The following is a 25,913-nucleotide window of genomic DNA, read 5'->3' on the forward strand; positions in this document are numbered from 1 at the left end:
TCCTTCAGCCCTGCGAGCCTGCCATGACCCCTGCCGCTTTCCCCACCCTCGGCCTCGACGCCAAGTTCGCCGACGAAACGGCCGTGCTGGAGCGGCTGGTCGCCGAGGCCGCCATTCCGGCACACACCCGCCAGCGCATCACCGATCGCGCCGCGGCCCTCGTCCGCCGCATCCGCAGCGAGGCCAAGCCCACGCTGATGGAGCATTTCCTGGCCGAATACGGGCTGTCCACCCGCGAGGGCGTGGCGCTGATGTGCCTGGCCGAGGCCATGCTGCGCGTCCCCGACGCCCCCACCATCGACGCGCTGATCGAGGACAAGATCGCGCCCTCGGAATGGAACCGGCACCTCGGGACGGCAGCTTCGTCGCTGGTCAACGCCTCGACCTGGGCCTTGATGCTAACGGGCAAGGTCCTGACCGAGCCGCGTCCCGGCATCGCGGGCACCCTGCGCGGCGCGATCCGGCGCCTCGGCGAGCCGGTGATCCGCACCGCCGTCGGCCGGGCCATGAAGGAGATGGGCCGCCAGTTCGTGCTGGGCGAGACCATCGAGGGCGCGCTTTCACGTGGCGCCAAGCGCGAGGCGCAGGGCTACACCTATTCCTTCGACATGCTGGGCGAGGCGGCGCGGACCGAAGCCGACGCCGCCCGCTATGCCCGCGACTACGAACATGCCATTGCCGCCATCGGCCGGGCGGCATCGGCGGATTCGATCGTGAAGAACCCCGGCATTTCGATCAAGCTGTCGGCGCTGCATCCGCGCTATGAGGTCGCCCAGACCGGGCGTGTCATGGCGGAACTGGTTCCCGTGGTCAGCAGGCTCGCCCGGCAGGCGCGCGAGGCGGGGATCGCGCTGCACGTGGACGCCGAGGAGCAGGACCGGCTGGTCCTGTCGCTGCAGGTGATCGACGCGGTGCTGTCGGACCCGGCGCTTGCCGGCTGGGACGGCTTCGGCGTGGTCGTGCAGACTTACGGCAAGCGCGCCGGTGCCACCATCGACGCGCTTTACGACATGGCGCAGCGCTATGACCGGCGCATGAACATCCGGCTGGTCAAGGGTGCCTATTGGGACAGCGAGATGAAGCTGGCGCAGGTCGGCGGGATGCCGGGCTTCCCGCTGTTCACCACCAAGACCGCGACCGACGTGGCCTATATCTGTCTGGCGCAGAAGCTGTTCGGCCTGGGCGACCGGCTGTTCCCGCAGTTCGCCACCCACAACGCCCATACCGCCGCCGCCGTGCTGGAACTGGCCCAAGGCCGCCCCTACGAGTTCCAGCGCCTGCACGGCATGGGCGAGCGGCTGCACGACATCCTGCTGTTGGAAACCAAGGGGCACTGCCGCATCTATGCCCCGGTCGGCGCGCATCGCGACCTGCTGGCCTATCTCGTCCGGCGTCTGCTGGAGAACGGTGCGAACTCCTCCTTCGTCCACCAGATCGTGGATGAAGGCGTGACGCCCGAATCCATCGCCCGCGACCCCTTCGAGGCGCTGGCCGAGGCGCGCGCGCCCAAGGGCCTGAAGGCGCCCGAGGCGCTGTTCGCGCCGCAGCGCCGGAACTCGCGCGGCTTCGACCTGTCGGACACGGGCGTGCTGGACCGGATCGAGGTCGCCCGCCGCGTCCCCCTACCCCCCGCCGCACCGCTGACCGTGGCCGAGCCTTCGGGGACGACCCGGCCCGTGGTGAACCCCGCGACCGGCGAGGTCATCGGCGAGGTGACCGAGGCCGACGAATCCACCGTCGCCCGCGCGCTGGATGACGCCCGAGTCTGGGACGCCCCGGCGGCGGAACGCGCCGCCACCCTGCGCCGCGCCGCCGACCTGTACGAAGGCAACTTCGGTCCCATCTTCGCCACGCTGGCGCGCGAGGCGGGCAAGACCCTGCCCGACGCCGTGGGCGAGCTGCGCGAGGCGGTGGACTTCCTGCTGTATTACGCGGCCGAGGGCGAAAGCGACACGCGATCCCCCCGGGGCATCTTCGCGGCGATCAGCCCCTGGAACTTCCCGCTGGCGATCTTCACCGGCCAGGTTGCCGCCGCGCTGATGGCCGGGAACGCCGTGCTGGCGAAGCCCGCCGAGCAGGCGCCGCTGATCGCGGCCATGGCCGTGCGGCTACTGCACCAGGCGGGCGTGCCCCGCAGCGCGCTGCAACTGCTGCCGGGCGACGGGGCGACCGTGGGCGCGGCCATCACGGCGGACCCGCGCGTCAAGGGCGTGGTCTTCACCGGCTCGACCCACACGGCGCAGGTCATCGCGCGGTCCATGGCGCAGCATCTTGACCCCGGCACGCCGCTGATCGCGGAAACCGGGGGCCTGAACGCCATGATCGCGGATTCGACCGCCCTGCCGGAACAGGCGGTGCGCGACATCGTGGCCTCGGCCTTCCAGTCGGCGGGCCAGCGCTGTTCCGCCCTGCGCTGCCTTTACTTGCAGGAGGACAGCGCGCCCCATGTGATCGAGATGATCAAGGGCGCAATGGACCAGTTGACCGTGGGCGATCCCTGGCACGTCTCGACCGACGTGGGCCCGGTGATCGACCGCGACGCGCAGGCAGACATCGCGGGCTACATCCAGGCCAACGGCAACGCGGTCCTGCATCGCAGCGCGCAGCCGGACGGCGGCACCTTCATCGCGCCGACGCTGATCCGCGTGGGGGGCATCGGCGACCTTGAACGCGAGGTCTTCGGCCCCGTCCTGCATGTCGCCACCTTCCCGTCCGACAAGCTGGACGAGGTCGTCCGCGACGTGAACGCCCGCGGCTTCGGCCTGACCTTCGGGTTGCACACTCGCATCGATGGCCGCGTGCAGGAGATCAGCGAGGCCGTCCGCGTCGGCAACATCTACGTCAACCGCAACCAGATCGGCGCGGTTGTGGGCTCGCAGCCCTTCGGCGGCGAGGGCCTGTCGGGCACCGGTCCCAAGGCGGGCGGCCCGAACTACCTGCCGCGCTTCTATGCCTCCGAGGGGGCGGACCTGGCCGAGGGCGCCTTCGAGGGCGCGCAGGACATGGCCGCGCTGGAACGCGCACTTCGACAGACCGAGGAGCGCCGCATTGACGAGCGCCTGATGCCGGGCCCCACGGGCGAGATGAACCGCCTGAGCCTTTACACCCGCCCGCCGCTGCTGTGCCTCGGCCCCGGTCCGGGTGCGGCCCGCGCCCAGCGCGCGGCGGTCGAGGCCCTTGGCGGCTCGGCGGTCGAGGCAACGGGCCGGGTCGAGCCCGCCGCGCTGGCGCATCTGGAGGGCTTCTCGGGCGCGCTCTGGTGGGGCGAGGCCGAGATGGCCGAGGCCTATGCCCAGGCGCTGGCGGGCCGGAAGGGTCCGATCCTGCCGCTGATCACGGCGATGCCCGACCGCGCCCATGTCGCGCATGAGCGGCATCTCTGCGTGGACACCACGGCGGCGGGCGGCAACGCCGCGCTGCTGGCGGGGTGAACGTGAGGGCGGCGCTTGGGCAGCGGGCGCCCCTTTTCGGGGCGGCCCCTAGCCCGGGCTGTCTGCCTCCGTCCGGGCTTCGCCCCTGTCTTGCTGAAAAACGGTCCCCGGAGCATTCCCCGGCGTTCGCCAGCTCGAGGATATTTGAAACCGCCCGAATGTGCATTCGGGCGGTTTCGCTGTTTCCACGCCAGAAAGCGCATCAAGTTGAGCGGATGGCCTGAGCGTGCAATCCATCCGGGCTGATCTTACAGCGTGGAGGCGCTGCGAAGGGTGTCGCAGCGCCTGCCCGACTTGACAGCACTGGTCGGAGGTTACGCTTGCGCCCCGAAGGGTGCGCGTTCCAGCCGCTCCAGCATCTCCACTTCCTCGGCGGTCAGCGCGATGCCCTCGGCGGCCGAGCGTTTCCGCGCCTCGAAGCGGCGCTGCGAGGGAAGGCGGGCGCCCTGGCCCAAGATCGCCTCGAACAGCGTCTCGGCGCGGGCGAAGGGGTCGGCGCGGCCCGCGGCGAAGCGCTCGGGCGAGAAGGCGAGGATCAGTTCACCGTGGTGCGGGCCGAGGGTCGTCGTGCCGAGATAGTCGAGGCATTCCGCGCTATTCAGGTCACCGATCATCGCGGCGGCCAAAAGCTCGATCATAGTCGAGATGGCCGAGCCCTTGTGGCCCCCGAAGGGCAGCATCGCGCCCGCCAGCGCCTCGGCCGGGTCGATGGTGGGGTTCCCGTCGCGGTCCACCGCCGTGCCCTCGGGCAAGGGACGGCCCTCGATCCGGTGCAGTTCCACGTCGCCCCGCGCCATGACCGAGGTGGCGAAGTCGAAGACGTAGGGCGAGGCATCCTTGCGGGGCCAGCCGAAGGCGAAGGGGTTGGTGCCCAAGAGCGGCGCGCTGCCCCCGGCAGGCGCGACGGTCGAATAGCTGGGGCACATGACCATGGCGGCGAGGCCCTCGGCGGTGATCGCCTCGATCTCGGGCCAGAGCGCCGAGATATGGGTGCAGGAGTTGACGACCATCGCCGCAAGCCCATGCTGCCGCGCCCGTTCGACCAGCACCGGCAGGCCGATGGCGAAGGCGGCAGTGGAAAACGCGCCCTTCGCATCAACGCGGACGATGGGCGAGCCGTCGTCCTGCAGTTCTGGCTCGGCTTGCGGCTGGACCTTGCCGGCGGCGACGGTGCGCAGGCAGCCCTCGATCCGGTAGATGCCGTGCGACTTGCAGGCGTCACGCTCGCCCGCGACGATGGTGGCGGCCAGCGTTTCCGCCTGAAGCTGCGACAGGCCGCCTGCAAGGAAGATGCGCGTGACCCTTTCGGCCAGGGCCTCGGGACTGAGGGTGATCGGTTGGGCCATCATGCGCTCCTTTTCTTGCGGAAAAGGCGCCCTCAGCGGGCGCCCCAGGTATCGGTCAGCCTGTAACCCTCGGGCCAGGGGTCCGAAGGGTCAAGCATGTGCTGGTGGATGCCGGTGATCCAGCCGCGCCCCGAGATCTCGGGGCGGATCGCGGGCAGGTCGCCGACGGTGGTGGTGCCGAGGATGCGGCCCGAAAAGGTCGAGCCGATTAGCGAGACGGCGGTCAGCCGGTCGTCCATCCCCATCTGCCCCCGCGCGTGCAGCACCGCCATGCGGGCCGACAGCGCCGTGCCAGTGGGCGAGCGGTCCACCTTGCCGGGGCGGATCGCCACGGCGGCGCCTGCACGCAGTTCGTGGTCCTCGCGGCTCACGGGGCCGGCAAACAGGCAGAAAGAGAAATGCCGCCAGTCAGGGTTGGTAGGGTGGTGGAAGCCAAGCTGTTCGTCGGCGGCCTTGGTGATGCGGACGCCGAGGCGGGCGATGTCATGCGCCTCGTCAGGGGAGAGACTGAAGCCCATCGCGGCGGCGTCCACGATGACGAAGCTATCGCCGCCATAGGCGGTATCCACGGTCAGGGTGCCGATGCCCTCGACCTCAAGCGCGGCATCCAGCTTGCCCGCGAAGCTGGGCAGGTTCTCGACGAAGATGCGCTCGGCCTTGCCGTCCCTGCACTCGGCGCGGACGCGGACAAGGCCGCCGGGGGCTTCAAGCGTGATGCGCGTCTCGGGCTCGGTCATCGGCAGGATGCCCGCGTCCAGCAGCACGGTCGAGACGCAGATGGAGTTCGAGCCGGACATGGGCGGCGTGTCCTCGGGCTCCATGATGATGAAGGCCGCGTCGGCCTCCGGGTTCTTCGGCGGGACCAGCAGGTTCACGTGGCGGAAGACGCCGCCGCGTGGCTCGTTCAGGACGAAGTTCCGAAGGGTGTTGTCCCGCGCGATCCAGCGGGATTGCTCCCACAGTGTCCCGCCCGGAGGTGGCGTGACGCCGCCCACGATGACGTCGCCGACCTCGCCCTCGGCATGGGCGGAAATCACGTGGATGGTCTTGCTGCTGCGCATCGGGGCCTCTCAGGTCAGCCAGTCGGGCATAGGGGCGGCGCGGCCGGTCCGGGCGGCCCGGGCGCAGTCGGCAAGGCTGCCGAAGCGCAGGGCGCGGCCGGAGAGGCCGGGGCCGTAATGGGCATACTTGCCCGAGCTCGTCATGACCGCCCGCGCCTGCGGCGGGAACACCGGCTCGGTGATGGAACACCAGCAGAGGTCGGGGATGACCTGCACGCCGTTGGCTTTCAGCCGCGCGAGAGTGCCGTCGCGGTCGAGGTCGGCGATGATCGCGCGTCCTGCGGTGACGATCAGGGGGATGGCGACGAGACCGTCCAGCAGTTCCGCAAGCGCGCGGCACTCGGGGGCCGAGGCATGGGGGCTGCCGACGGCGACCAGGTCCACCGCCTCGGGGCCCTGGTTCAGTTCGGCCCAGGCGCGTGAAAGGTCGGCCCGGGTGACGCGGCCTCGGGTGGCATGGGGCAGCGGCAGCAGATGCGCCTCGGGCGTGACGCCTTCGACATGCAGCATGGGCGCGCCCGAGGTAGTGCCGAAGGCCGCGCACATCGCCTTGAGGTCGTCGGTGGTGGGGTTCAGCGCCGCAAGACCGCGCAGTAGCGGGATCGCGCCGCCCGCCATGTGGCCCGCGACATAGCCCAGCAGCGGCCAGAAGGAGTCGTCCGCGCCCTCGGGGGCCTCCACCTCCAGCACCAGCGCGGGGCGGCGGGCCTCGTCCAGATAGACGCCGGCTAAGGGCGCCCGCCCCGTCACGGCCATGCAGAGATCGAGGTAATCCGGATGCTTCGGCGTCCGCGCGCCAAGGACGGTGTTGGCGAAGACGACGGCGTTGGATTCGGCCCAGGCGATGTCCTCTCCCGCCGCCGGACGGTCGGTCAGCAGATAGGGCGCGCAGGTGAAGCTGGGGCGGCAACCCATGCGGACATAGGCATCGGCCAGGCGCGAGGCGCGGGCGCCGAAATCGGGATCGACCCCCTGCCCCGGCCAGCCCTCGCGGTCCACCGAGATGGCGTTGATCGTCGTGGGAACGCGCACCTTGGCGCCGAGTTCGGCCATCCGCTCGGCGAAGATCAGGTTCGCGGGATGGGCGAGGATGCAGCCGTCGATATGGCCGCGCGTGATGTCGGTCAGGCTGGCCGCGCCCTGCTGGCGGGCCATGGCGCAGACGGTCCGCATCGCAAGCGCCGCCGCCGCGCCGTCGCGACCTTCGAGGATCGCCTGATCCTCGGGTGTCAGGGCCAGGGAGGTATCGGGGGCGTCCTCGATGGGAACCAAGATGCCGTCCCCGGTAATCGCATCTGCCTCGATTCGCAGGCTCGGCTGGGCGGACAGACGGGCGAAGTCCTCGGCGCTGACGCGCAGCACCGGGACGGTGCGGCCGAACATCTCGGCCCCGATCAGGGCGCCCAAGGTCAGGATGTCCTCGGCTTCGGAAAACACCAGCGCCGCCGGGGCGCGGGCGTTCAGCATCAGGTCCAGCATCACGCCCGAGCCGGAGCACGATCCTCGGCTGGTCGGCATCATCACCACCGCGCCCGCCAGCCCTGCGCCATGCGCCGGGTGATGGGTGTCGATGACCCGCGCCGTCTCGGGGTCGACGCCGCCCCAGAAGCTGAGGCCCTCGGCCATCGCCAGCACCGGCCCTTCCGCCAGCCCGGGCAGGATGCGCCGGGCGGTCATTTCACGACGAAGCCGTGGGCGAAGGGGTCGCGCTCGTCGATGAAGATGGTGTTGTAGCCGGTCATCCGCGCCCATCCCGCGACCGAGGGGATGATCGCGTCGCGGTCGCCCACGCGGGCCGCCGCCTCGACCCGGCCCTTGAAGATCGAGCCGATGATGGATTCGTGCCAGAACTCGTCGCCAACCTTCAGCCGGCCCTTGGCGGTCAGTTGCGCCATGCGGGCCGAGGTGCCGGTGCCGCAGGGCGAGCGGTCGATGGCCTTGTCGCCGTAGAAGACGGCGTTGCGGGCGTGGGCCCCCTGAACGGTCGGCTGGCCGGTCCAGAGGATATGCGACAGCCCGTTGATGGCGGGATGCTCGGGGTGGACGAACTCGTATTTCGCGTTCAGCGCCGCGCGCAGCTTGGGCGACCAGCCGATCAGCTCGCCCGCCGTGTGGTCGGCCATGTCGCGGAAGTTCTTCTGCGGCTCGACGATGGCGTAGAAATTGCCGCCATAGGCCACGTCCACGACGATCTCGCCCAGGCCCTCGACCTCGACCGTCAGGCCCTCGGCGTAAAGGAAGCCGGGGACGTTGGTCAGGCGCACCTCCTCGACGAAGCGGCCCTCCTGCCGGTAGGTCACGTCCACGCGGCCGGCGGGGGCGTCGATGGACAGCTTGCCCGGCTCGCGCGGCTGGATCAGCCCGTTCTCGATCCCCATGGTGATCGTGCCGATCAGCCCGTGGCCGCACATGGGCAGGCAGCCCGAGGTCTCGATGAACAGCACCGCCACGTCGCAGTCGGGACGCGTCGGCGGATAGAGGATCGAGCCCGACATCATGTCGTGGCCGCGCGGCTCGAACATCAGGCCGGTGCGGATCCAGTCGAAGTCGCGCAGGAAATGGGCGCGGCGTTCCAGCATCGTCGCGCCCTCCAGCCGCGGGCCGCCGCCCGAGACGAGCCGCACCGGGTTGCCGCAGGTGTGCCCGTCGATGCAGGAGAAGGTGTGGGTCGTCATGCGAAGCTCCGGAAGCGTTGCGGCGAGAAGGCCGCGATGTCGATGGCAGGGGTCCGGCCGGTCAGCAGGTCCGCGACCAGCCGGGCGGTGCCGGGGGATTGGGTCAGGCCCAAGTGGCCGTGGCCAAAGGCATAGGTCACGCGCGGCGTCGCCCGGGCACGGCCGATGGCGGGCAGGCTGTCGGGCAGCGAGGGGCGGAAGCCCATCCACTGCACGCCGTTCTCGGTCTTGAGCGCGGGCAGGAAGGCCTTGGCCTTCTTCAACATCGCCTCGGACCGGCGGAAGTTCGGGGGCAGCTTGAGCCCGCCCAGTTCCACCGCGCCGCCGACGCGGATGCCGGTGGACAGCCGCGTGACCACGAAGCCGTGGCCGCCGAAGGTCACCTGCGTCCGCAGGTCAAAGGCGCCCTCGGGCAGCGTGGTGTTGTAGCCTCGTTCGGTTTCCAACGGGATGCGCTCGCCCAGGGTGCGGGCGATGCGGTGCGAGAAGGCGCCCGCCGCGACGACCACCTGCGCGGTCGTGAAGCTGCGGCCGTCGGTGGCGTGCAGTTCCACGCCCGTCTCGGTCGGGCGCAGGGCGGCGATCTCGGCGGTCTCGATGGCGCCGCCGCGCGCGCGGACATGATCGGCCAGCGCCAGCGTGTAAAGCTTGGGATCCGCGATGGAATACCAGCCGGGCGTGAAGGTGCCGTGGGTGAAGCGGGGCGACAGGCCGGGCTGGACCTGCGCCATCTCGCCCGCGTCCATGTGGCGGAACTCGATCCCGTGGCGGGCGCGGGCGTCCCAGCCGGGCAGGCTCGCGTCCAGCTCGGCCTGCGATTCATAGACCTGAAGGTTGCCCTCGCGCCGCAGCATGGGCGTGGTGCCGGTCAGGGCCAGGAAGCCGTCGAGTTCCGCCCTGGACAGGTCCATCAGCGCCGTCTGGGCGACGATGGACTGCGCCACGCGATCGGGCGCGCAGGCGCGGCCGAAGCGCAGCATCCAGGGCGCGATCCGCAGGGCATAGCGCGGCGGCACGGTCAGCGGCCCCAGCGGGTCCAGCAGCCAGCGCGGCGCCTTTTTCAGGATCCCGGGCGAGGCCAGCGGCAGGATGTCGGTGAAGGCAAAGGCGCCCGCGTTCCCCGCCGAGGCGCCGGCAGCGGGGCCCTCGCGGTCGATCACGGTGACGGAAAGCCCGCGATCCTGCGCGGCGGCAGCGATGGACAGGCCGACGACGCCGGCCCCGATGACGATCAGCTCTGCAGGCATGTCAGTGGGTCGCGGCCAGGAACTTCTGCAACTCGGGGTCCTTGGGCGCCCCGAACAGCTCGGCGGGCGGCGCGATCTCGGCCATGACGCCCTTGTGGAAGAAGGCCACGCGGTCCGAGACCTCGCGCGCGAACTTCATCTCGTGCGTGACGCAGATCATCGTCATGCCCTCGGAGGCGAGCATCCGCAGCGTGTCCAGCACCTCGCCCACCAGCATGGGGTCGAGGGCGGATGTCACCTCGTCGAACAGCATGTAGGAGGGCGACATCGCCAGCGCCCGGGCAATGGCCATGCGCTGCTGCTGGCCGCCCGACATGCGCGTCGGATAGACGCCCAGCTTGTCGCCAAGGCCCACGTGGGTCAGTTGCTTGACCGCAACCTCCTCGGCCTGTGCCTTGGACATGCCCAGCACCTTGCGAGGGGCCAGCGTCACGTTCTCCAGCACCGTCAGGTGGGGGAAGGCGTTGAACTGCTGGAAGACGATGCCGATCTTCTGGCGCAGCTTGTTGAGGTCGGTGGATTTCGCGTGGACCTCGATCCCGTCCACGACGATGCGGCCGCCGTTGATGGGTTCGAGCCCGTTGATGCAGGTCAGCAGCGTGGACTTGCCCGACCCCGAGCCGCCGATCACCGTCAGCACCTCGCCCTTGTCCACGGTCAGGTCGATGCCCTTCAGCACCTCGAGCGAGCCGAAGGATTTGTGGACGTTCTCGATCTCAATCATTGGACCAGCGCCTTTCGAGGTAACCGCCAAGCCGCGCCAGCGGGAAGCTGATGAGGAAGTAGAAGGCGCCGCAGATCATCAGAAGGAACAGCGGCTCCTGCAGGCGGGTGATCAGGATCTGCGTGGATTTCAGCAGTTCCGTCACCTGCACGATGTAAACCAGCGCCGAGTCCTTCATGACGCCCAGCGCCAGGCCGATCCAGGACGGCAGCGCAACGCGCGTGGCCAGCGGCATGACGATGTTGGTCATGTCCTGCCGCCAGGTCAGCCCCAGCGAACGCGCCGCGCGGCGGGTGGTCATCGGCACGGCCTCGATCCCGCCGCGCACGATTTCCGCGCAATAGGCGGCGGTGTACATGGTCAGCACCCCGCAGGCGATGGTGAAGCCCGACAGCTTGAGCTTGAGCACGACGCCCATGAAGGCGTTGGCCAGCACCAGCTGGATCAGCAGGGGCACGGAGCGGAAGACGTCCAGCACGAAGGTCAGCGGCGCGGCCCACCAGGGGCCGACCTGATAGCGGATGACGCCGAAGGCGATCCCCAGAGCCGTGCCCAGCGCCACCGAGATCAGGGTGACGATGATGGTGATGCCCGCGCCGCGGGCGAGGAACAGGAGGTCGGCGGTTGTCAGGGCCGTGTCGAACATGCGCGTGGCCCCCTCAGTACCGGAACAGGCGCCAGGCGATCAGGCGCGCGGCCGTCTGGATCACCTTGACGATCAGATAGAAGATGACGGCCGCGATGGCGAAAAGCTCGAAGGTGCGGAAGGTCAGCGCGTTCAGGGCCTGCGTCACGCCGAAGAGATCGGTGTTCATCCCCACGGTCACGCCCAGCGAGGTCATCAGCACGGCCCAGACCATCTGGTTCGTCATGGGCAGAAAGGCGATGCGCAGCATCTGCGGCATGACGATGTAGCGGAAGGCCTGCAGCGGGCTCATCCCCAGCGAGCGGCCGGCGCGGGTCTGCGTTTCCGGAATGGCCTTCAGCGCGCCGCGGAAGTTTTCCGCCAGGTAGCCTGCGTTGTTGAAGGTGATGCCCACCAGAAGCGAGACATAGGGGCTGAGATGGATGCCGAAGCTGGCCAGCCCGAAATGGGCCATGTAGATCTGGAACAGCGCGGGCGTGTTGCGCGCGACCTCGACCCAGGTTGTGGCGATGGCGCCCAGGATGCGGCTGCCCGACCGACGGAAGACCGTCAGCAGGACCGCCAGCACGATGCCGATGACCATCGACAGGATGGCGATCTGCATGGTGACAAGGGCGCCGTCCAGCATCTGCGGCAGGCGCGCGAGGGCCTGCTTCCACTGGAATGTGTAACCGAACATGCCTGATCCTGTCCGTGTCGGGGAACGCGGCGCGGGCCTGTCCGCGCCGCGCCTTGGATCAGCGGTAGACGCCGTTCACGGTCAGGTCGGCAGGCTCGCCCTCGCCCACCCATTTCGTGTAAAGCTCGGCGTAGCGGCCGGTGCGGACCTGCTGGTTCACGAACAGGTTCAGGTAGTTGATAAGGCCGTATTCCTCGCGCAGCGTGAACAGCGCGACATAGTCCGGCACCATCGGCGCCTTGTCCACGACGCGGATGCCGGGGAAGTTGCCCGACTTGACGTTGGCGTTGGCGACCTCGACCGTCGAGACGGTGGCGTCGAGCTGCCCCTGGCTGAGGGCCAGGAAGACGTCGGCCTGGGTCTGGTAGGGACGGAACTCGCCCTCGCCCCACTCCTTGACCTTGCCTTCCAGCCAGATCGCCTCGTAGGTGCCGGCGGTGGCGCCGACGGTCTTGCCCTTCATGCCTTCCCAGTTCGTCATCTCGACGCCTTCGCGGGCGACGACGGCGTTCTCGAAGGCGTAGTACGGAACCGACATGCCGACGGTCTTGGCGCGCTCCAGCGTGTCCGAGGTCGAGGCCACGCCCACGTCCACCCGGCCCGCCATCAGCGCGGGGATGCGCTCGGGGAAGGGCGTTTCCACGATCTCGGCGGTGACGCCCAGCGCAGCAGCGAGGTCGTTGCAGTAATCGACGTCGAAGCCGATCGGGTTGTTCTGGTCATCGCGCATCCCCATGGGCGGGAAGTCCAGCACGACCGCGCAACGCAGCGTGCCCGAGGCGATGATGTCGTCCAGCTTGTCGGCCTGGGCCGCGCCGGCGATGGCGGTGGCGGCGACCAGCGCCGCACCGAAGATCGAGGTCTTCATTGTCACACTCCCTGTCTGGCTCTCTGGCCGTTCGTCCTGACGTCGTCAGCTACCCGCGCGACTTGCAGCGGATCAACCTGATAATTCCGACAGTATTCCACATCGGCCCGGCAAATCGACGGCGCTGATCAGGCCCGCTGATCGGGCGCGGCCCCGGGCAGCTTGCACCATTCGGCGTACCAGGCGCGGAACTGGTTGAACTGCGCCTCGGCCCAGGCGCGCTGGCTGGGGCTGAGCTCGTCCGTTTCGTTGAAATGCAGCGCATATTCCGCGTCGCCCTGCATGACCATCATGTGCTTGTAATAGAGCACGAGGTCCGTGCCCTCGTCCCAGGACGACAGCACCTCAAGCGCCTCGCCCAGCTCGCGCGCGCGCAGGCGGGCACTCACGTCGCCCGCAGCGGCTGCCTTGGCCAGCGCCACGAAATGCAGGATCTCCTTCGGGATCACGTTGCCGATGCCGGTGATGGTGCCGGTCGCGCCCGCCTTGACATAGCCATGGAAGACGCCGGTATCGACGCCCGCCATCAGGATCACGTCCGGGTCGGCGCTGGTGATGTGCTCGGCCGCGTAGGTCATGGCCCTGGTGCCGCCGAATTCCTTGAAGCCGACGAGGTTCGGATGCTCGGCGCGCAGGGCGAAGAACAGGTCGGCCTTGGTTTCGAAGCCGTAATGCGGGCTGTTGTAGATCACCGCCGGCAGGTCGGGCGCGGCCGCCAGGATGGCCTTGAAATGGTTCTTCTGCGCGATGGGCGAGCTGCCGCGCGACAGCACGCGCGGGATCACCATCAGCCCCGCCGCGCCGACCTTCTGGGCATGGGCCGCATGGGCCACGGCGGAAGCCGAGTTCACCGCGCCCGTTCCGACGATCACCGGCACCCCGGCCTTCACCAGCCGTTCCACGCCTTCCATGCGCTGCGCATCCGTCAGCAGCGGCCAGTCACCCATCGAGCCGCAATAGACGACCGCCGACATGCCGGCCGCGATCAGCTCCTGCGCCTTGCGGACCAGCGCGTCGAAGTCGGGCTGACGGTCGGCGGTGCAGGGCGTCATCAGCGCGGGGATCACGCCGGTGAAAATGTCGGTCTTCATGCTGGCTCCTTCGGCGCAGGGAAAGTGCGCGCCCCGAATCTGTGGTCAGGAGCATTCTTGCCGGATTGTATTTTCCCTGTCGACAAAAATTTTGATCAGAGCGGCACGTCCTCGCGGCGGTCGCGGGCGAAGAAGGACTGGATCTGGCGGATGATCTGGTCGGCATGGGCCCGGCCCAGCCGGTCGCACAACTCGACATCGCCCGCCTCGATCGCGGCGATGATGTCCTCGTGCTCGCCCACGATGCTTTGCGGCAGGCGGTCGTTGTAGGACTGGTAATACAGCCGCAGAAGCCGCCTCCCCTCGTCCAGCACGCGCAGGAAGAAGGCGATGTAGTAAGGGTTGCCGCCCGCATCCGCGATGGCGGCATGGAAGGCGCGGTTGGTGGCGATCATCGCCAGCGCATCCTGTGCCTCGACCGCGGCGGCGAACTGCGCCTGGCAGGCCCGGATCGTCGCCAGATCGGCATCGCTGCGGTTCAGCGCGGCCAGCCGCGTCGTCACGCGATACATCAGCGTCATCGCGTCGAAGAAGTGATGCAGGTTCAGGAAGTCGATGTTGGCGACGATGGCCGAGCGGTTGGGCAGCGTCTCGACCAGCCCCTCGCCCGCCAGCCGCAGCAGGGCCTCGCGGACGGGCGTGCGCGACATGCCGAAGCGTTCCGCCAGCGCGACCTCGTCGATGGGGGTGCCGGGGGGCAGGACCAGTTCCAGGATCTCGTCGCGCAGCGCGTCATAAACCAGACGCACGCCCGAGCCGCGCTTGCGTTCGGATGGCGAATCAGGGGTGTCGGGCATCCGGCAGGCTCCAGCGCTGGGGGGATCGCCGCCTGCTAGCGTTCCCGGGCAAAAGCGTAAAGGCTGGAAGATGGTACCGCCTCCCCGGCTTGAACGGGGGACCTCTGGATCCACAATCCAGCGCTCTAACCAACTGAGCTAAGGCGGCACAGGCGCAGCAGATAAATCGTCGCGGCGCCCGATGCAAGCGCATCTTGCCGTCTGCGGGCGCACTCGGCTAGACCGATCCGCGTCACAGCCATGCAAGGGGATCGCGCGATGGGCATCAACAAGGAAAGCGACGTCGCCGCCAACCTGCAGATCGGGCCGACCGACCTCGGGATGGTCCGCATCTATGTCGAGGGCGAGGGGATCGACCTGCCGCTGGACTTCGACCCCGAAGAGGCCACCGAGATCGCCGAGGAACTTCTGGCCGCCGCCGAGGCCGCGCGCGAGATCGGCCAGGGCGGCGCCAAGCCCAAGGGCAAGCCCCGCCCCAAGGGTCCCGCGCGGCGCTGAGCCTGCCCGCTTGGTGGAACAGCTTGAGGGAGCCGTCGAAGAGAGCGGCCCCCTGCCCTATCCCTGCGTGAAGGCCCCCGGGTCATTCACGCGCACAAGCCGGCAGGCCGCGACCCGCGCGATGTCGCGCAGCACCCGCGCCCGCCGCGCGGCGGCCAGCTTTGCCACCGGCGCCATCTGCGCGAGTTCCGCGCCATAGGGATCGGCGACCAGCAGGCCGTTGTCTTCGGGCAGAAGCTCCACCGGGAAATCGCAGTCGGTTGCCCAGAAGAAGCGGTCGCACCATTCGAGGTAGCCCTGCCACTTGCGGTCGCCCGTGAAATCCGCGCGGCAGCTCTTGCATTCGACGATCCAGATCTCGCCCGAGGGCGTGACCGAGATCACGTCCACCCGCAGCCCCGGCGCGGGCACGAATTCAAGCAGCGGCGCATGGCCCATGCCCAGCAGCATCCGCGCGACGCCCCGGGCCAGCCTGTGGCCAGGCTGCGCGGGCAGCAGGTCGGCGGGGGAAGAAACCTCGTCATTCATGCGCGCCACCATGAACGAAGCGGAAACATCCCGCAAGCGCGCGTGCCCGTGCGGGACACTCTTGCGCAGCCCGCGCGTCCTTCCTACCTAGAAGGAAGGCGGGTTTCTGCTCTTCTCGTGATCGGCCATTTTTCCCACTGGCCTATAACTTCTCCGAGGGGGCTGGCTCTGTCAGGGCCCTGGTCCTGTTAACCGGCACCCACCTGGATATCCAGGCTTTCGGGGGAACCTGCGCCGCCACGGTCGCTGCGGTTCCCGCCACATCCAAAAGGCCGCCCCTTCGCGGGGGCGGCCTTTTCCATTGGCGCAAGGGTCATGACAGGTGCGGCCAAGAAGAAAGGGCGGCCTTGCGACCGCCCCTTCCCGAGAGAGATTCCGATCGAGGGAAGATCAGAACCCGACGACCAGCGAGACGCCGACCGTGTTGTCGGTGCGGATCTCCCGCTCCGAGTTGTATTCCGACTTGTAGGACACGCGGGTCGCGAGGTTGTCCGACATGCGGAAGTTCAGGCCCAGTTCGTTGGTCGCCAGGTCGTTGGCGTCCGACGTCAGGTAGTCGGTGTCGTTGGTCAGGAAGAAGTTGTCGTTGAACGCGTGGTAGAAGCGCGACGACACGATGTAGCCGGTGTCGGTGTTCGACGCGAGGCCGTCATCTTCCGTGAAGTCCACCAGCTGGGTGTAGCGGATACCGACACCAGCCTGCACGCGCCATGCGGTCTGCTGGTTGTTGATGATCCGGTAGCCCGGGCCGATGCCGATGAACGCGTCGCGCTTGGCGCGGCCTTCGTATTCGGCGATCTCGTCCGCGTCGAGGACGGGGTCGAGGTCTTCCCACTCTTCGGCCAGACCGTCGGTGCTCACGCGGCCCAGGATGAACGCGTAGAGCTGGTCGTTGAAGTAGTAGTTGCCGTCATAGATGACCGAGGTGTCCTCGGTTTCCTTGTCGCCGTCGTCATCCTCGCTAAATTCCAGGAAGATGCCGACCGACTGCTGGAACGGGCCGGCGTTGTGCGACAGGCGGCCACCAAGAGTGAAGTCCTGGTTCTCGTCGTTGCCGTCGCGGCCGGTGTAGGACAGCGCGATCGAGCCGAACAGACCTTCGCGGGCGCTGTCGGGGCGACCGAAGCGGCGCGGGTCGCTGGAGCGGGCGAAATCGTCCTCGACCGCATCCTCGACGTCGGTGATCTGCTCGTTGATGTTGCCCGCGCCGATGATGCTGGCGCCGGGGGCGAATTCAGTCTGTGCGAACGCCGGGGCGCCAAGCAGAATGGCCAGGGCGGACGCGCTAGCGAACAGGGAAATCTTTTGCATTCTGAGCCTCTCGATCCTTCTGCGACCACTCAGATGGGTCGCTCGATGATACAACGCGGATCTATGGATCAGGTGCCCAAGCGTTAAGACCCGAGGACAAGACCCGAAGCTCACGGGAACGTGATGGAACCGCTTGACAGCCCATCAAGAAAGCCTTCGGCCTACCCAAGAAAGGTGGCCCCAAGCAAAAGAACAATGCTGGCACAAGGGTTTGCGCAACCAAGGCGCGACGGATTGCAGCCCGGCTGCGCTGCGCGTTGAAAGAAGCCCGGCCCTGCAGTGCAGAGCCGGGCCGGTTCGGACTGTTGCAAAACTCGCACAATTCCCGTGGCAAACTGACCCGGAAACCCTCCCGCTCAGCGGCGGCGGGACGCGGCCGGGGCAGGCGCCAGCACCGGCTCGGGCGTCACAACGGGGGCGCGCGTGCCGCCCCGCGGGTCGTCCTCGGGCTCGGCCATGCGCATGATGGCGATGGCGAACTGCACGCCCGCAAAGACGATGGTGTTGAAGATCACCAGAAGCCCCAGCGCGAGCCAGCCGCCCGTGGTTTCCAGCGTCAGGTGGCGCAGGTTCGCCACGTCCAGCCCGACAAGCGCCGCGGTGAAGGCCAGCGCCAGCAGGAAGCCGAAGAAGATGTTGCGGATATAAAGGCGGATGAGTTCGGGCATCGCGCGACCTCCCATGCGTGATCCCTGTTATGTAGGGATCCGCACTTCGCCTGTCACCGTCCGGAAGGGCTCAAAACGCGTCCGGGCGGGCGGCGCGGGCCATGTGGTCCAGCACGGCGTTGACGAAGCGCGCTTCCTTTCCTTCGGGGAAGAAGGCGTCGGCGACGGCGACATATTCGGAAATCACCACGCGGGGCGGCGTGTCCGTTCCCACCAGTTCGGACCCGGCGGCGCGGAAGACCGCGCGCAGGACCGGGTCGATGCGGTCGATCGGCCACTTGGCGACCAGCGCGCGGTCGGTCATCTGGTCGATGCGCGCCTGCCAGTTGACGGCGCCGTCCACGATCCGCTCGAACAGGTCCTCGTCGGCCTCGGGCGAGGTGCCCTCGTCATAATCGACACCGATGCGCCAGTTGGCGAATTCGCGCACCACGCGGTCGGCCGACTGGTCGGCGGCTTCCATCTGGAACAGGGCCTGCACGGCATAGACGCGGGCAGCGGCGCTGAGCGCGCGGCGGTTGGGGCGGGGGTTCTGGGACAGGTCGCTCATCCCTGGGCCGACCCGTCGAGTTCGCCCGCCAGGCGGATCACGTCGCGGGGGCCTTCGTCGCGGCCGAAACCCACGGGGCGCTTCGCCCCGGCCCAGCGGCGCTGCAGCGCGATCAGGTGCAGGGTTGCGGCGGCGGCCCCGCCGCCCTTGTTCTGGCCCTGCGGATCGGCGCGCACCACGGCCTGGTCCATGTTCTCGACCGTCAGGATGCCGTTGCCGATGCAGAGCCCCTGCAGCCCCAGCAGCGTCAGCCCGCGCGAGCTGTCGTTGCAGACGGTGTCGTAATGCGTCGTCTCGCCCCGGATCACGCAGCCCAGCGCCACGTAACCGTCGTATTGCGCCAGCCGCCCGGCCATGGCGATGGCGGTCGGGACTTCCAGCGCGCCCGGCACCTCGACCAGATCGACCGTGGCCCCTGCCTCCTCGGCCGTGGCCCTTGCGCCGGCGATCAGGTCGTCGGCGATGGCCCGGTAATAGGGCGCGACCACGATCAGCAGCCGCACCGGCGCATCGAAGGCCGGAAGGGCCAGGGTGTAATGTTCGGTCAGCGCGGCCATGGCGGGTCAGTCCTGCGGAATCGGGCGGGTGGAATGGATGGAAAGCCCGTAGGCGTCAAGCCCGACTATCTTCAGCGGCGCCGAGTTCGTCAGCAGCACCATCTCGTGGATGCCCAGCGTGGCGAGGATCTGCGCCCCCAGCCCATAGTTGCGCAGGGTGTGCGATCCGGTCTCGCCGGGCTTGGGCAGCGTGGGCGACAGGTCGCGCAGCAGGACGACCACGCCCCGGCCCTCGGCGGCGATCATCCGCATCGCGGCGGGCAGGTCGCTGGCGCGGCCGATGCCGAGGACGTCGTGCAGCGGGTCCAGCGAATGCATCCGCACCAGCACCGGCTCGGACGTGGTCAGGTCGCCCTTGCTCAGCACGATATGCTCGGCGCCCTGCGCCTCGTCGGCGAAGACGCGCATCATCCATTCGCCGCCATGGACCGAGGTCACGGCGCGGGCATCGCGTTCGGCGATCAGGTTGTCGTGGCGGCGGCGATAGGCGATCAGGTCGCTGATGGTGCCGATCTTCAGCCCGTGCTTCTGCGCAAAGGCCACGAGATCCGGCAGCCGCGCCATCGAGCCGTCGTCCTTCATGATCTCGCAGATCACGCCCGAGGGGTTCAGCCCCGCCAGCCGCGCGATGTCCACGGCGGCCTCGGTATGGCCCGCGCGGACAAGGACGCCCCCGGTGCGGGCGCGCAGCGGGAAGACGTGGCCCGGCGTGGCGATGTCACCCGCGCCCTTGGTCGGGTCGATGGCGACCGACACGGTGCGTGCGCGGTCGTGGGCCGAGATGCCGGTCGTGACGCCCTCGCGCGCCTCGATGGACAGGGTGAAGGCGGTCTCGTGCCGGCTCGAGTTCTTGGGGCTCATCAGCGGCAGGCCCAGCGCGTCGATCCGCTCGCCCGGCAGCGACAGGCAGATCAGGCCGCGGCCGTGGGTCGCCATGAAGTTGATCGCGTCGGGCGTCGCCATCTGCGCGGGGATGACCAGGTCGCCCTCGTTCTCGCGGTCCTCGTGGTCGACCAGGATGAACATGCGGCCGTTGCGGGCGTCCTCGATGATCTCCTCGATCGCGGAGACGGCATCCGACCAGTCGCGCTCGACCGGTCCGGGCTGTTCATATTCCATCGTGGCATCCTGCAGACATTTGGGGTTGCCTTAACCGAAGCGGCCCCCGGGCGGAAGATGTCACGGTCCGCGACGTCCCGGCGGCGCCGCCTCAGCCCGCCTCGGCCAGCCGCGCGACGTAGCGGGCCAGCGTGTCGATTTCCAGGTTCACCAGGTCGCCCTCGGCCACATCGCCCCAGGTCGTGACCTCGCGGGTGTGGGGGATCAGGTTCACGCCGAAGCGGTTGCCCTCGACCTCGTTCACGGTCAGCGAGGTGCCGTTCAGCGCGACCGAGCCCTTGGGCGCGATGAAGCGCGCAAGCCCTTGCGGCGCCTCGAAGCTCAGCCGCAGGCTGTCGCCCTCGTCCCGGGCGCCCACGACGCGGGCGATGCCATCGACATGGCCCGACACGATATGGCCGCCCAGCTCGTCGCCCACGCGCAGGGCGCGTTCCAGGTTGATGCGCTGGCCCGAGCGCCAGCCATTGGCGCCGATGTTGGTGCGCGCCAGCGTTTCGGCCGAGATATCGACCTCGAACCAGTCCATGCCCTTGGCCACCACGGTCAGGCAGATGCCGTCGCAGGCGATCGAGGCGCCCATGTCCACGCCGGCCATGTCGTAGTTGCAGGCGATGCGGGCGCGCATGTCCCCGCGCATCTCGACCGCGGCGACCGTGCCGATATCGGTGATGATTCCGGTGAACATCTCGGGCCGCCCCTGCTATCCTTGTGGAGCCGTCACGATGACGCCCGCGCGCGGCGGGCGCAAGCCTTGGCCCGCAGCCGCCTCGCCCCAGGGTTGACCCGGCCTGTGTCCCGTCTATTAACCTTGCCGCAGATTCGCCCCCGTCCTGCTTCACCTGCCGTTCCCTTGCCTGGGCTGGATCCTGTCATGAACGCGCCCGCGCCCGGCCTGCCCCCTCCCCTGTCCCTGTCCGCGGACCTGCCTCCCGAGCGGCGGGTCTTCCTGCTGCTGCAAGGTCCGCACGGGCCGTTCTTCGACCGTCTGGGACGGCTTCTGCGCGCGGCGGGCGCCACGGTCTGGCGCGTCGGCTTCAACGCGGGGGACGAGTTCTTCTGGCGCGACCGCGCCTTCTTCGTCCCCCACACCGGCGGCCCCGACGCATGGCCCGCCCACCTGGACCGGCTGATCGCCGGAAAGGGCGTCACCGACATCGTTCTTTACGGCGACGTCCGCCCGATCCACGCCGCCGCGCGCGAGGCCGCCACCCGCAAGGGCCTGAACCTGCACGTCTTCGAGGAAGGCTACCTGCGCCCCTACTGGATCACCTACGAACGCGGCGGCTCGAACGGCTATTCGGCACTGATGGAGATCAGCCTGGACCGGATGCGCGCCGTCCAGCGCGCCTACGGGGCCGAGGTGAACCGCCCCCCCGCCCATTGGGGCGACATGCGCCAGCACAAGTTCTACGGGACGCTCTACCACTTCCTCGTGCTGACGGCGAACCGGCGCTATCCGGGCTTCACCTCGCACCGTGACATCACCCTGGCGCGCGAATTCCGGCTGAACCTTGCGCGCCTGCTGCTGTCGCCGGTCCATGCCGTCCGCCGCTGGCGGCAGGCCCGCGCGATCCGGGGGGCGGGCTTTCCCTATGTCCTGGTGCTGATGCAGCTTGAACATGATTCGAGCTTCCGGGCCCATTCGCCCTATCGCACCATGTCCGAGTTCACGGGCGAAGTGCTGGAGGCCTTCGCCCGCGCGGCCCCGCGCCACCATCACATCGTCTTCAAGGCCCATCCGCTGGAAGACGACCGCGCGGCGCTGCGGGCGGCCATCATCGCCCAGGCGCAGGCGCTGGGGATCGCGGACCGGGTGCACCTGGTGCAGGGCGGCAAGCTGGCGGGGCTTCTGTCGCAGGCCCGCTCGGCGGTGACGATCAACTCGACGGCCGCGCAGCAGGCGCTGTGGCGGGGGCTGCCGGTCAAGGCGATGGGGCGGTCGGTCTATGCCAAGCCGGGCCTCGTGTCCGGCCAGAGCCTCGAGGATTTCCTGCGCCGCCCCGCGCCGCCCGACCAGGCGCGCTACCGCGATTACCGCAACTACCTGCTGGATACCTGCCAGGTGCCGGGCGGATTCTACGCGGCGCGGTCGCGCGCCCATGCCCTGCGCCTGGTCGTGGACATGATGCTGGACCCGCAGGATCCCTATGCCGCGCTGGAATGCGGAGATGCGCGCTACCGGCAACAGATGGACGCGCGCGACCGGTAAATCATGCTTTTTCTGGATGTGCCCCGGCACAGGGGGTAAAGACATTCACAAGAGAACAAGATGGCGCGACGCAGAGTCGCCCGGTGGACAGGAGACCTGGACTTGGCTGACCTTCCCCTCACCCCCGCCGCACGGGGCGGCGCCATGCGGGTCGCGCTTCGGATCGCGGCGCTTTCCTCGATGACCCTTCTTGCTGCCTGCGCCCTGCCCCGCTCGGGCCCCAACAAGAACGAGATCTACAAGGGCTCGGTGGACCGGGGCGGCAACACGCATGTCCTGTTCGTCAACGACCATGTGGCGCGGGCGTCCTCCTACACGCCTTCCTACGGCTTCGGGTCGGACTTCCTCAGCGCGGGCACGGTCGGCGCGGACGAGATCCGGCCCGGCGACGTGCTGGGCCTGACGATCTGGGAAAACGTGGACGACGGGCTTCTGGCCTCGATGGGCCAGTCGAACACGCCGCTGCAGGAACTGCAGGTGGACAGCGGAGGCTATATCTTCGTGCCCTACGCGGGCCGGGTGCGCGCGGCGGGCAACACGCCCGACGAGCTGCGCCAGATCATCACGCGCCAGCTGGAAACCCAGACCCCCGACCCGCAGGTGACGGTGACGCGCGTGGCCGGCAACGGCGCGACCGTGTCCGTCATGGGCAAGGTCGGCGGCCAGGGCGTCTACCCGATCGAGCGGCCGACGCGCACCCTGTCGGCGATGCTGGCGCAGGCCGGCGGCGTCGCCATCGACCCCGAGGTCGCGGTGGTCACCGTCAAGCGTGGCAATAACACCGGCCGCGTCTGGCTGCGCGACCTTTACGCCAACCCGCGCAACGACGTGGCGCTGCGCCCCGGCGACGTGATCCTGGTCGAGGAAGACCAGCGCAGCTTCACCGCGCTGGGCGCGCTGGGCGGCCAGACCAAGGTGCCGCTGGGGTCCGAGGAGATCAACGCCATCGAAGCCATCGCCATGGTGGGCGGCCTCAGCTCGAACCTCGCCGATCCGACCGGGGTCTTCGTGCTGCGCAACGAGCCGCAGTCGGTTGCCCGCAACGTGCTGGGCCGCGATGTCTACGGCGACCAGCGCATGGCCTATGTTCTGGACCTGACGCGGCCGAACGGGCTGTTCCTGGCGCGCGACTTCCTGATCCGCGACGGCGACACGGTCTATGTGACCGAAGCGCCCTATGTGCAGTGGCAGAAGACCCTGGGCGCCATCACCGGCAGCGCCAGCACCGCCAACTCGCTGAGCAGCCTCGGCAACTGAGGATGACGGAACAGCCGCCCGGCGCCACGGGCCAGCGGCGGCTGTTCGTCCTGAACGGCGGGTTCTTCGCCAAGGCCCGCCTGCGGCGCATCCTGAACCTCGCAGGCTGGCGGCTGGCCGTGGGGCGGCCCGGCCCCGGCGACTGCGTGGGCATCTGGGGTGCAAGCCCCACCGCCTGGAGAGGGCGGGCGCTGGCCGCCCGCACGGGCGCCGCGGTGGTCACGGTCGAGGATGCCTTCCTGCGGTCCGTCCTGCCGGGGCGCGACCGCAGCCCCGTCGGGCGGCGCGGACCCGTCGGCCTGCTGATCGACCCCTTGGGGCTGCATTTCGATCCCTCTGTCCCCTCGCTGATCGAGACGCTGGCGGCCTCGCCCGAGGCCGCGGCGCGGGGGGACGAGGCGATGGCGGCGCTCGCGCGGCTTCGCGCGGCGGACCTGTCCAAATACAACGCCCATCTGCCGGACCTGCGCGCGGCCGAGCCCGGCTATGTGCTGGTGATCGACCAGACGCGCGGCGACGCTTCGCTGCGGGGGGCGGGCCGCGAGACCTTCCTGCAGATGCTTCATGCCGCCCGGGACGAGAACCCCGGGACGCGCATCGTCCTGCGGACCCATCCCGAAACCGCCGCCGGGCTGCGCCGGGGGCATCTCGGCCCTGCCGACCTGCGGAGCGGAGAAATCCTCTGCGACGCCCCTGTCTCGCCCTGGCGGCTGGTCGGGGATGCCGCCGCCGTCTATGCGGTCAGTTCGCAACTCGGCTACGAGGCGATGCTGGCGGGTCACCGGCCACGCCTGTTCGGCCAGCCCTTCTACGCGGGCTGGGGCCTCAGCGCCGACGAGGTGCCAGTGCCGCGCCGCATGGGCCGGACCACCCTGCCCGCGCTGTTCGCCGCGACCCACCTGATGGCACCGGTCTGGTATGATCCCTGCCGGGACCGGCTGACCGACCTGGAAGGGGCGATCCGCCAGATCGAGGCCGAGGCGCGGGCTTTCCGGCAGGACCGCGACGGGCATCTCGCCCATGGCATCCGCCTGTGGAAGCGCCGCACCATCGCACAGTTCTTCGGCAACGGGCGCGGCGTCCGCTTCACGCGCCATCCCTCGCCCGCCGTGACGCTGGCCTGGGCGAACCGTGCCGCCGAGGTGCCGCAGGCGCTGCGGGTGGAGGACGGCTTCCTGCGCTCGCGCGGCCTCGGGGCCGAACTGGTCCCGCCGCTGTCGCTGGTCGCAGACGGGCGCGGCATCTACTACGACCCGACCCGCGAGAGCGACCTCGAGGCACTGATGGCCGCGCCCCTGCCGCCCGGAGGCCGCGCCCGCGCGCAGGACTTGATCGCCAGGCTGCGGGACGCCGCGCTGACGAAATACAACCTTTCGGGCGAACTGCCCCCGATCCCCCGCGACGGCCGCCGCGTGATCCTTGTGCCGGGGCAGGTCGAGGACGACGCCTCGATTCGCCTGGGCGCGGGGGCCGAACGCACGAACCTCGCCCTGCTCCGGCGCGTGCGGGCCGAGAACCCCGGCGCGCTGATCGTCTGGAAACCCCATCCCGATGTCGAAGCCGGCCTGCGCCCCGGCGCGATCCCCGAAGGGGAACTGTCGGGCCTTGCCGACGTGACTGCCGGGAAGGCCCCCGCCGCCGCGCTGATCGACGCGGCGGACGAGGTCTGGACCATCACCTCGACGCTGGGCTTCGAGGCGCTGATTCGCGGCCGCCCCGTCACGACGCTCGGCGCGCCCTTCTACGCGGGCTGGGGGCTGACGCGCGATCTGGGGCCCATTCCGCCGCGCAGGCAGGCGCGGATCGACCTTGAAACGCTGGTCCATGCGGCGCTGGTCGCCTATCCCCGCTACCGCGACCCGGTCTCGGGCCTGCCCTGCCCGGTCGAGGTCGCGGTGGATCGCCTGTCGGACCCCGGCCTGAAGCTGGGTGGCCCCGGCCTGCGCTGGCTCGCCAAGGCGCAGGGCGCACTGGCCGGGCACAGCTGGATCTGGCGGCGCTGACCCTGCACTCGCCGGCCTTTCCCCCGAGACCGCTTCGGCCTACACCCCCGGCCATGGCCCGCACCACAGGTTCCCGCGCCGAGATCACCGGCCCGCTTGTCCGCGACGCAGCCCTGCGGCTGTTCGCGCGCCACGGCTATGCGGCCGTGTCCATGCGCCAGATCGCGGCGGCGGTGGGCGTCCAGGCGGGCGCACTTTACGCCTATACCCCCGACAAGCAGGCGCTGCTGGCGAACCTGCTGACGGATCACATGGAAAACCTGCTGTCCGCCTGGAACGACGGCCCCGCCGCGCCGCCGCTGCAACGGCTGGAGGCCTTTGTCCGCTTCCACATCGCCTATTCGCTGGACCACACCGACGCGGTCTTCCTCAGCTACATGGAACTGCGCAACCTTTCGCCGGACAACTTCGCCGCCGTCGCCACCCTGCGCGGTCGCTACGAGGAGTCTCTGACCGCCATCCTGCGGGCGGGGGCCGACGCCGGGGCAATGCGGCTTGCCGATCCCCGGCTGACCACCATGGCCCTGATCGCCATGCTGACGGGCGTGACCAACTGGTATCGCGAGGGCGGGCGGCTGGACCGCCGTGCGGTCGCCGACCACTACTGGGGACTTGTCCGCGGGGCGGTGGGCGCGGGATGATCGGGGC

Annotated in this window: 24 protein-coding genes, 1 tRNA gene and 1 other RNA gene; 7 read left to right on the plus strand and 19 right to left on the minus strand. The window is 69.3% G+C overall.

The features are described 5' to 3' along the window. Positions 1-23: 23 nt before the first annotated feature. On the plus strand, positions 24-3,431 hold the full coding sequence (gene putA, locus BLQ03_RS07185) for a bifunctional proline dehydrogenase/L-glutamate gamma-semialdehyde dehydrogenase PutA (RefSeq protein WP_090754314.1): 3,408 nt from the start codon (positions 24-26) through the stop codon (positions 3,429-3,431). Between the two features lie 314 nt (positions 3,432-3,745). Here the strand turns inward: putA and BLQ03_RS07190 are convergent, their stop codons facing one another. The 12 genes from BLQ03_RS07190 to BLQ03_RS07245 form a co-directional block, all read right to left on the minus strand. Beyond that, entirely contained in the window at positions 3,746-4,780 is a 1,035-nt protein-coding gene (locus BLQ03_RS07190) for an Ldh family oxidoreductase (RefSeq protein ID WP_342672011.1), read from the minus strand. A 29-nt stretch (positions 4,781-4,809) separates the two neighbouring features. After that, positions 4,810-5,838: a trans-3-hydroxy-L-proline dehydratase gene (locus tag BLQ03_RS07195; protein ID WP_090754318.1), complete on the minus strand. Its 1,029-nt coding sequence runs from the start codon at positions 5,836-5,838 to the stop codon at positions 4,810-4,812. A 9-nt stretch (positions 5,839-5,847) separates the two neighbouring features. Next, positions 5,848-7,515 carry a cis-3-hydroxy-L-proline dehydratase gene (gene lhpI, locus BLQ03_RS07200; protein WP_090754320.1) on the minus strand — a complete coding sequence of 556 codons (1,668 nt, stop codon included), beginning with the start codon at positions 7,513-7,515 and terminating at the stop codon, positions 5,848-5,850. Then, a complete protein-coding gene (locus tag BLQ03_RS07205; protein WP_090754322.1) occupies positions 7,512-8,513 on the minus strand; it encodes a 4-hydroxyproline epimerase in 1,002 nt (333 codons plus the stop codon). Before BLQ03_RS07205 ends, lhpI begins: the two co-directional genes overlap by 4 nt. Further along, the gene (locus BLQ03_RS07210) at positions 8,510-9,760 is read right to left on the minus strand and encodes an NAD(P)/FAD-dependent oxidoreductase (protein ID WP_090754324.1); all 1,251 of its coding nucleotides are present in this window, start codon (positions 9,758-9,760) and stop codon (positions 8,510-8,512) included. Before BLQ03_RS07210 ends, BLQ03_RS07205 begins: the two co-directional genes overlap by 4 nt. A gap of 1 nt (position 9,761) precedes the next feature. Next, entirely contained in the window at positions 9,762-10,484 is a 723-nt protein-coding gene (locus BLQ03_RS07215) for an amino acid ABC transporter ATP-binding protein (RefSeq protein ID WP_090754326.1), read from the minus strand. Beyond that, the gene (locus tag BLQ03_RS07220) at positions 10,477-11,130 is read right to left on the minus strand and encodes an amino acid ABC transporter permease (protein ID WP_090754328.1); all 654 of its coding nucleotides are present in this window, start codon (positions 11,128-11,130) and stop codon (positions 10,477-10,479) included. Before BLQ03_RS07220 ends, BLQ03_RS07215 begins: the two co-directional genes overlap by 8 nt. 13 nt (positions 11,131-11,143) lie before the next feature. Continuing rightward, a complete protein-coding gene (locus tag BLQ03_RS07225) occupies positions 11,144-11,809 on the minus strand; it encodes an amino acid ABC transporter permease (RefSeq protein ID WP_090754330.1) in 666 nt (221 codons plus the stop codon). A gap of 58 nt (positions 11,810-11,867) precedes the next feature. Continuing rightward, positions 11,868-12,677 carry an ABC transporter substrate-binding protein gene (locus BLQ03_RS07230; RefSeq protein ID WP_090754332.1) on the minus strand — a complete coding sequence of 270 codons (810 nt, stop codon included), beginning with the start codon at positions 12,675-12,677 and terminating at the stop codon, positions 11,868-11,870. Positions 12,678-12,805: 128 nt separating this feature from the next. Further along, complete coding sequence (locus tag BLQ03_RS07235; protein WP_090754334.1) at positions 12,806-13,768, minus strand: dihydrodipicolinate synthase family protein; 963 nt, start codon at positions 13,766-13,768, stop codon at positions 12,806-12,808. Positions 13,769-13,863: 95 nt separating this feature from the next. Next, positions 13,864-14,565, minus strand: coding sequence for a GntR family transcriptional regulator (locus BLQ03_RS07240; RefSeq protein WP_090754336.1), 702 nt, complete (start codon positions 14,563-14,565; stop codon positions 13,864-13,866). 71 nt (positions 14,566-14,636) lie between these two features. Then, positions 14,637-14,713: transfer RNA gene (locus BLQ03_RS07245), tRNA-His, on the minus strand. 110 nt (positions 14,714-14,823) lie between these two features. On the opposite strand from BLQ03_RS07245, the gene BLQ03_RS07250 reads away from it, so the two are divergent. Continuing rightward, positions 14,824-15,063 (plus strand): DUF6324 family protein, encoded by a 240-nt coding sequence (locus BLQ03_RS07250; protein WP_090754338.1) that lies wholly within the window; start codon positions 14,824-14,826, stop codon positions 15,061-15,063. 57 nt (positions 15,064-15,120) lie between these two features. On the opposite strand, the gene BLQ03_RS07255 is transcribed toward BLQ03_RS07250, so the two are convergent. Next, a complete protein-coding gene (locus tag BLQ03_RS07255; RefSeq protein WP_090754478.1) occupies positions 15,121-15,591 on the minus strand; it encodes an MmcB family DNA repair protein in 471 nt (156 codons plus the stop codon). A gap of 100 nt (positions 15,592-15,691) precedes the next feature. Here BLQ03_RS07255 and ssrS point away from each other — a divergent pair. Further along, positions 15,692-15,850, plus strand: a non-coding RNA gene (gene ssrS / locus BLQ03_RS19170) — 6S RNA. 131 nt (positions 15,851-15,981) lie between these two features. Here the strand turns inward: ssrS and BLQ03_RS07260 are convergent. The 6 genes from BLQ03_RS07260 to BLQ03_RS07285 form a co-directional block, all read right to left on the minus strand. After that, positions 15,982-16,902 carry a DUF481 domain-containing protein gene (locus tag BLQ03_RS07260; RefSeq protein WP_090754341.1) on the minus strand — a complete coding sequence of 307 codons (921 nt, stop codon included), beginning with the start codon at positions 16,900-16,902 and terminating at the stop codon, positions 15,982-15,984. A gap of 356 nt (positions 16,903-17,258) precedes the next feature. Beyond that, positions 17,259-17,570 carry a hypothetical protein gene (locus BLQ03_RS07265; protein WP_090754481.1) on the minus strand — a complete coding sequence of 104 codons (312 nt, stop codon included), beginning with the start codon at positions 17,568-17,570 and terminating at the stop codon, positions 17,259-17,261. 70 nt (positions 17,571-17,640) lie between these two features. Then, complete coding sequence (gene nusB, locus BLQ03_RS07270; RefSeq protein WP_090754343.1) at positions 17,641-18,120, minus strand: transcription antitermination factor NusB; 480 nt, start codon at positions 18,118-18,120, stop codon at positions 17,641-17,643. Beyond that, the gene (locus BLQ03_RS07275) at positions 18,117-18,677 is read right to left on the minus strand and encodes a 6,7-dimethyl-8-ribityllumazine synthase (RefSeq protein WP_090754345.1); all 561 of its coding nucleotides are present in this window, start codon (positions 18,675-18,677) and stop codon (positions 18,117-18,119) included. The genes nusB and BLQ03_RS07275 overlap by 4 nt, the downstream gene beginning before the upstream one ends. A 6-nt stretch (positions 18,678-18,683) precedes the next feature. Beyond that, a complete protein-coding gene (gene ribB, locus BLQ03_RS07280) occupies positions 18,684-19,796 on the minus strand; it encodes a 3,4-dihydroxy-2-butanone-4-phosphate synthase (RefSeq protein ID WP_090754347.1) in 1,113 nt (370 codons plus the stop codon). A gap of 91 nt (positions 19,797-19,887) precedes the next feature. After that, complete coding sequence (locus BLQ03_RS07285) at positions 19,888-20,481, minus strand: riboflavin synthase (RefSeq protein ID WP_090754349.1); 594 nt, start codon at positions 20,479-20,481, stop codon at positions 19,888-19,890. A gap of 186 nt (positions 20,482-20,667) precedes the next feature. On the opposite strand from BLQ03_RS07285, the gene BLQ03_RS07290 reads away from it, so the two are divergent. The 4 genes from BLQ03_RS07290 to BLQ03_RS07305 all read left to right on the plus strand — a co-directional run bounded on the left by BLQ03_RS07290 (position 20,668) and on the right by BLQ03_RS07305 (position 25,906). After that, positions 20,668-22,005, plus strand: a complete 1,338-nt coding sequence (locus BLQ03_RS07290; protein ID WP_090754350.1) for a capsule biosynthesis protein — start codon at positions 20,668-20,670, stop codon at positions 22,003-22,005. 144 nt (positions 22,006-22,149) lie between these two features. Then, positions 22,150-23,262 (plus strand): polysaccharide biosynthesis/export family protein, encoded by a 1,113-nt coding sequence (locus tag BLQ03_RS07295; protein ID WP_090754483.1) that lies wholly within the window; start codon positions 22,150-22,152, stop codon positions 23,260-23,262. Between the two features lie 2 nt (positions 23,263-23,264). Further along, positions 23,265-25,265 (plus strand): capsular polysaccharide biosynthesis protein, encoded by a 2,001-nt coding sequence (locus BLQ03_RS07300; RefSeq protein ID WP_090754352.1) that lies wholly within the window; start codon positions 23,265-23,267, stop codon positions 25,263-25,265. Between the two features lie 53 nt (positions 25,266-25,318). Continuing rightward, positions 25,319-25,906, plus strand: a complete 588-nt coding sequence (locus BLQ03_RS07305; protein ID WP_090754354.1) for a TetR/AcrR family transcriptional regulator — start codon at positions 25,319-25,321, stop codon at positions 25,904-25,906. Positions 25,907-25,913 lie beyond the last annotated feature (7 nt).

The sequence above is a fragment of the Paracoccus chinensis genome, assembly GCF_900102885.1.
Classification (GTDB): domain Bacteria; phylum Pseudomonadota; class Alphaproteobacteria; order Rhodobacterales; family Rhodobacteraceae; genus Paracoccus; species Paracoccus chinensis.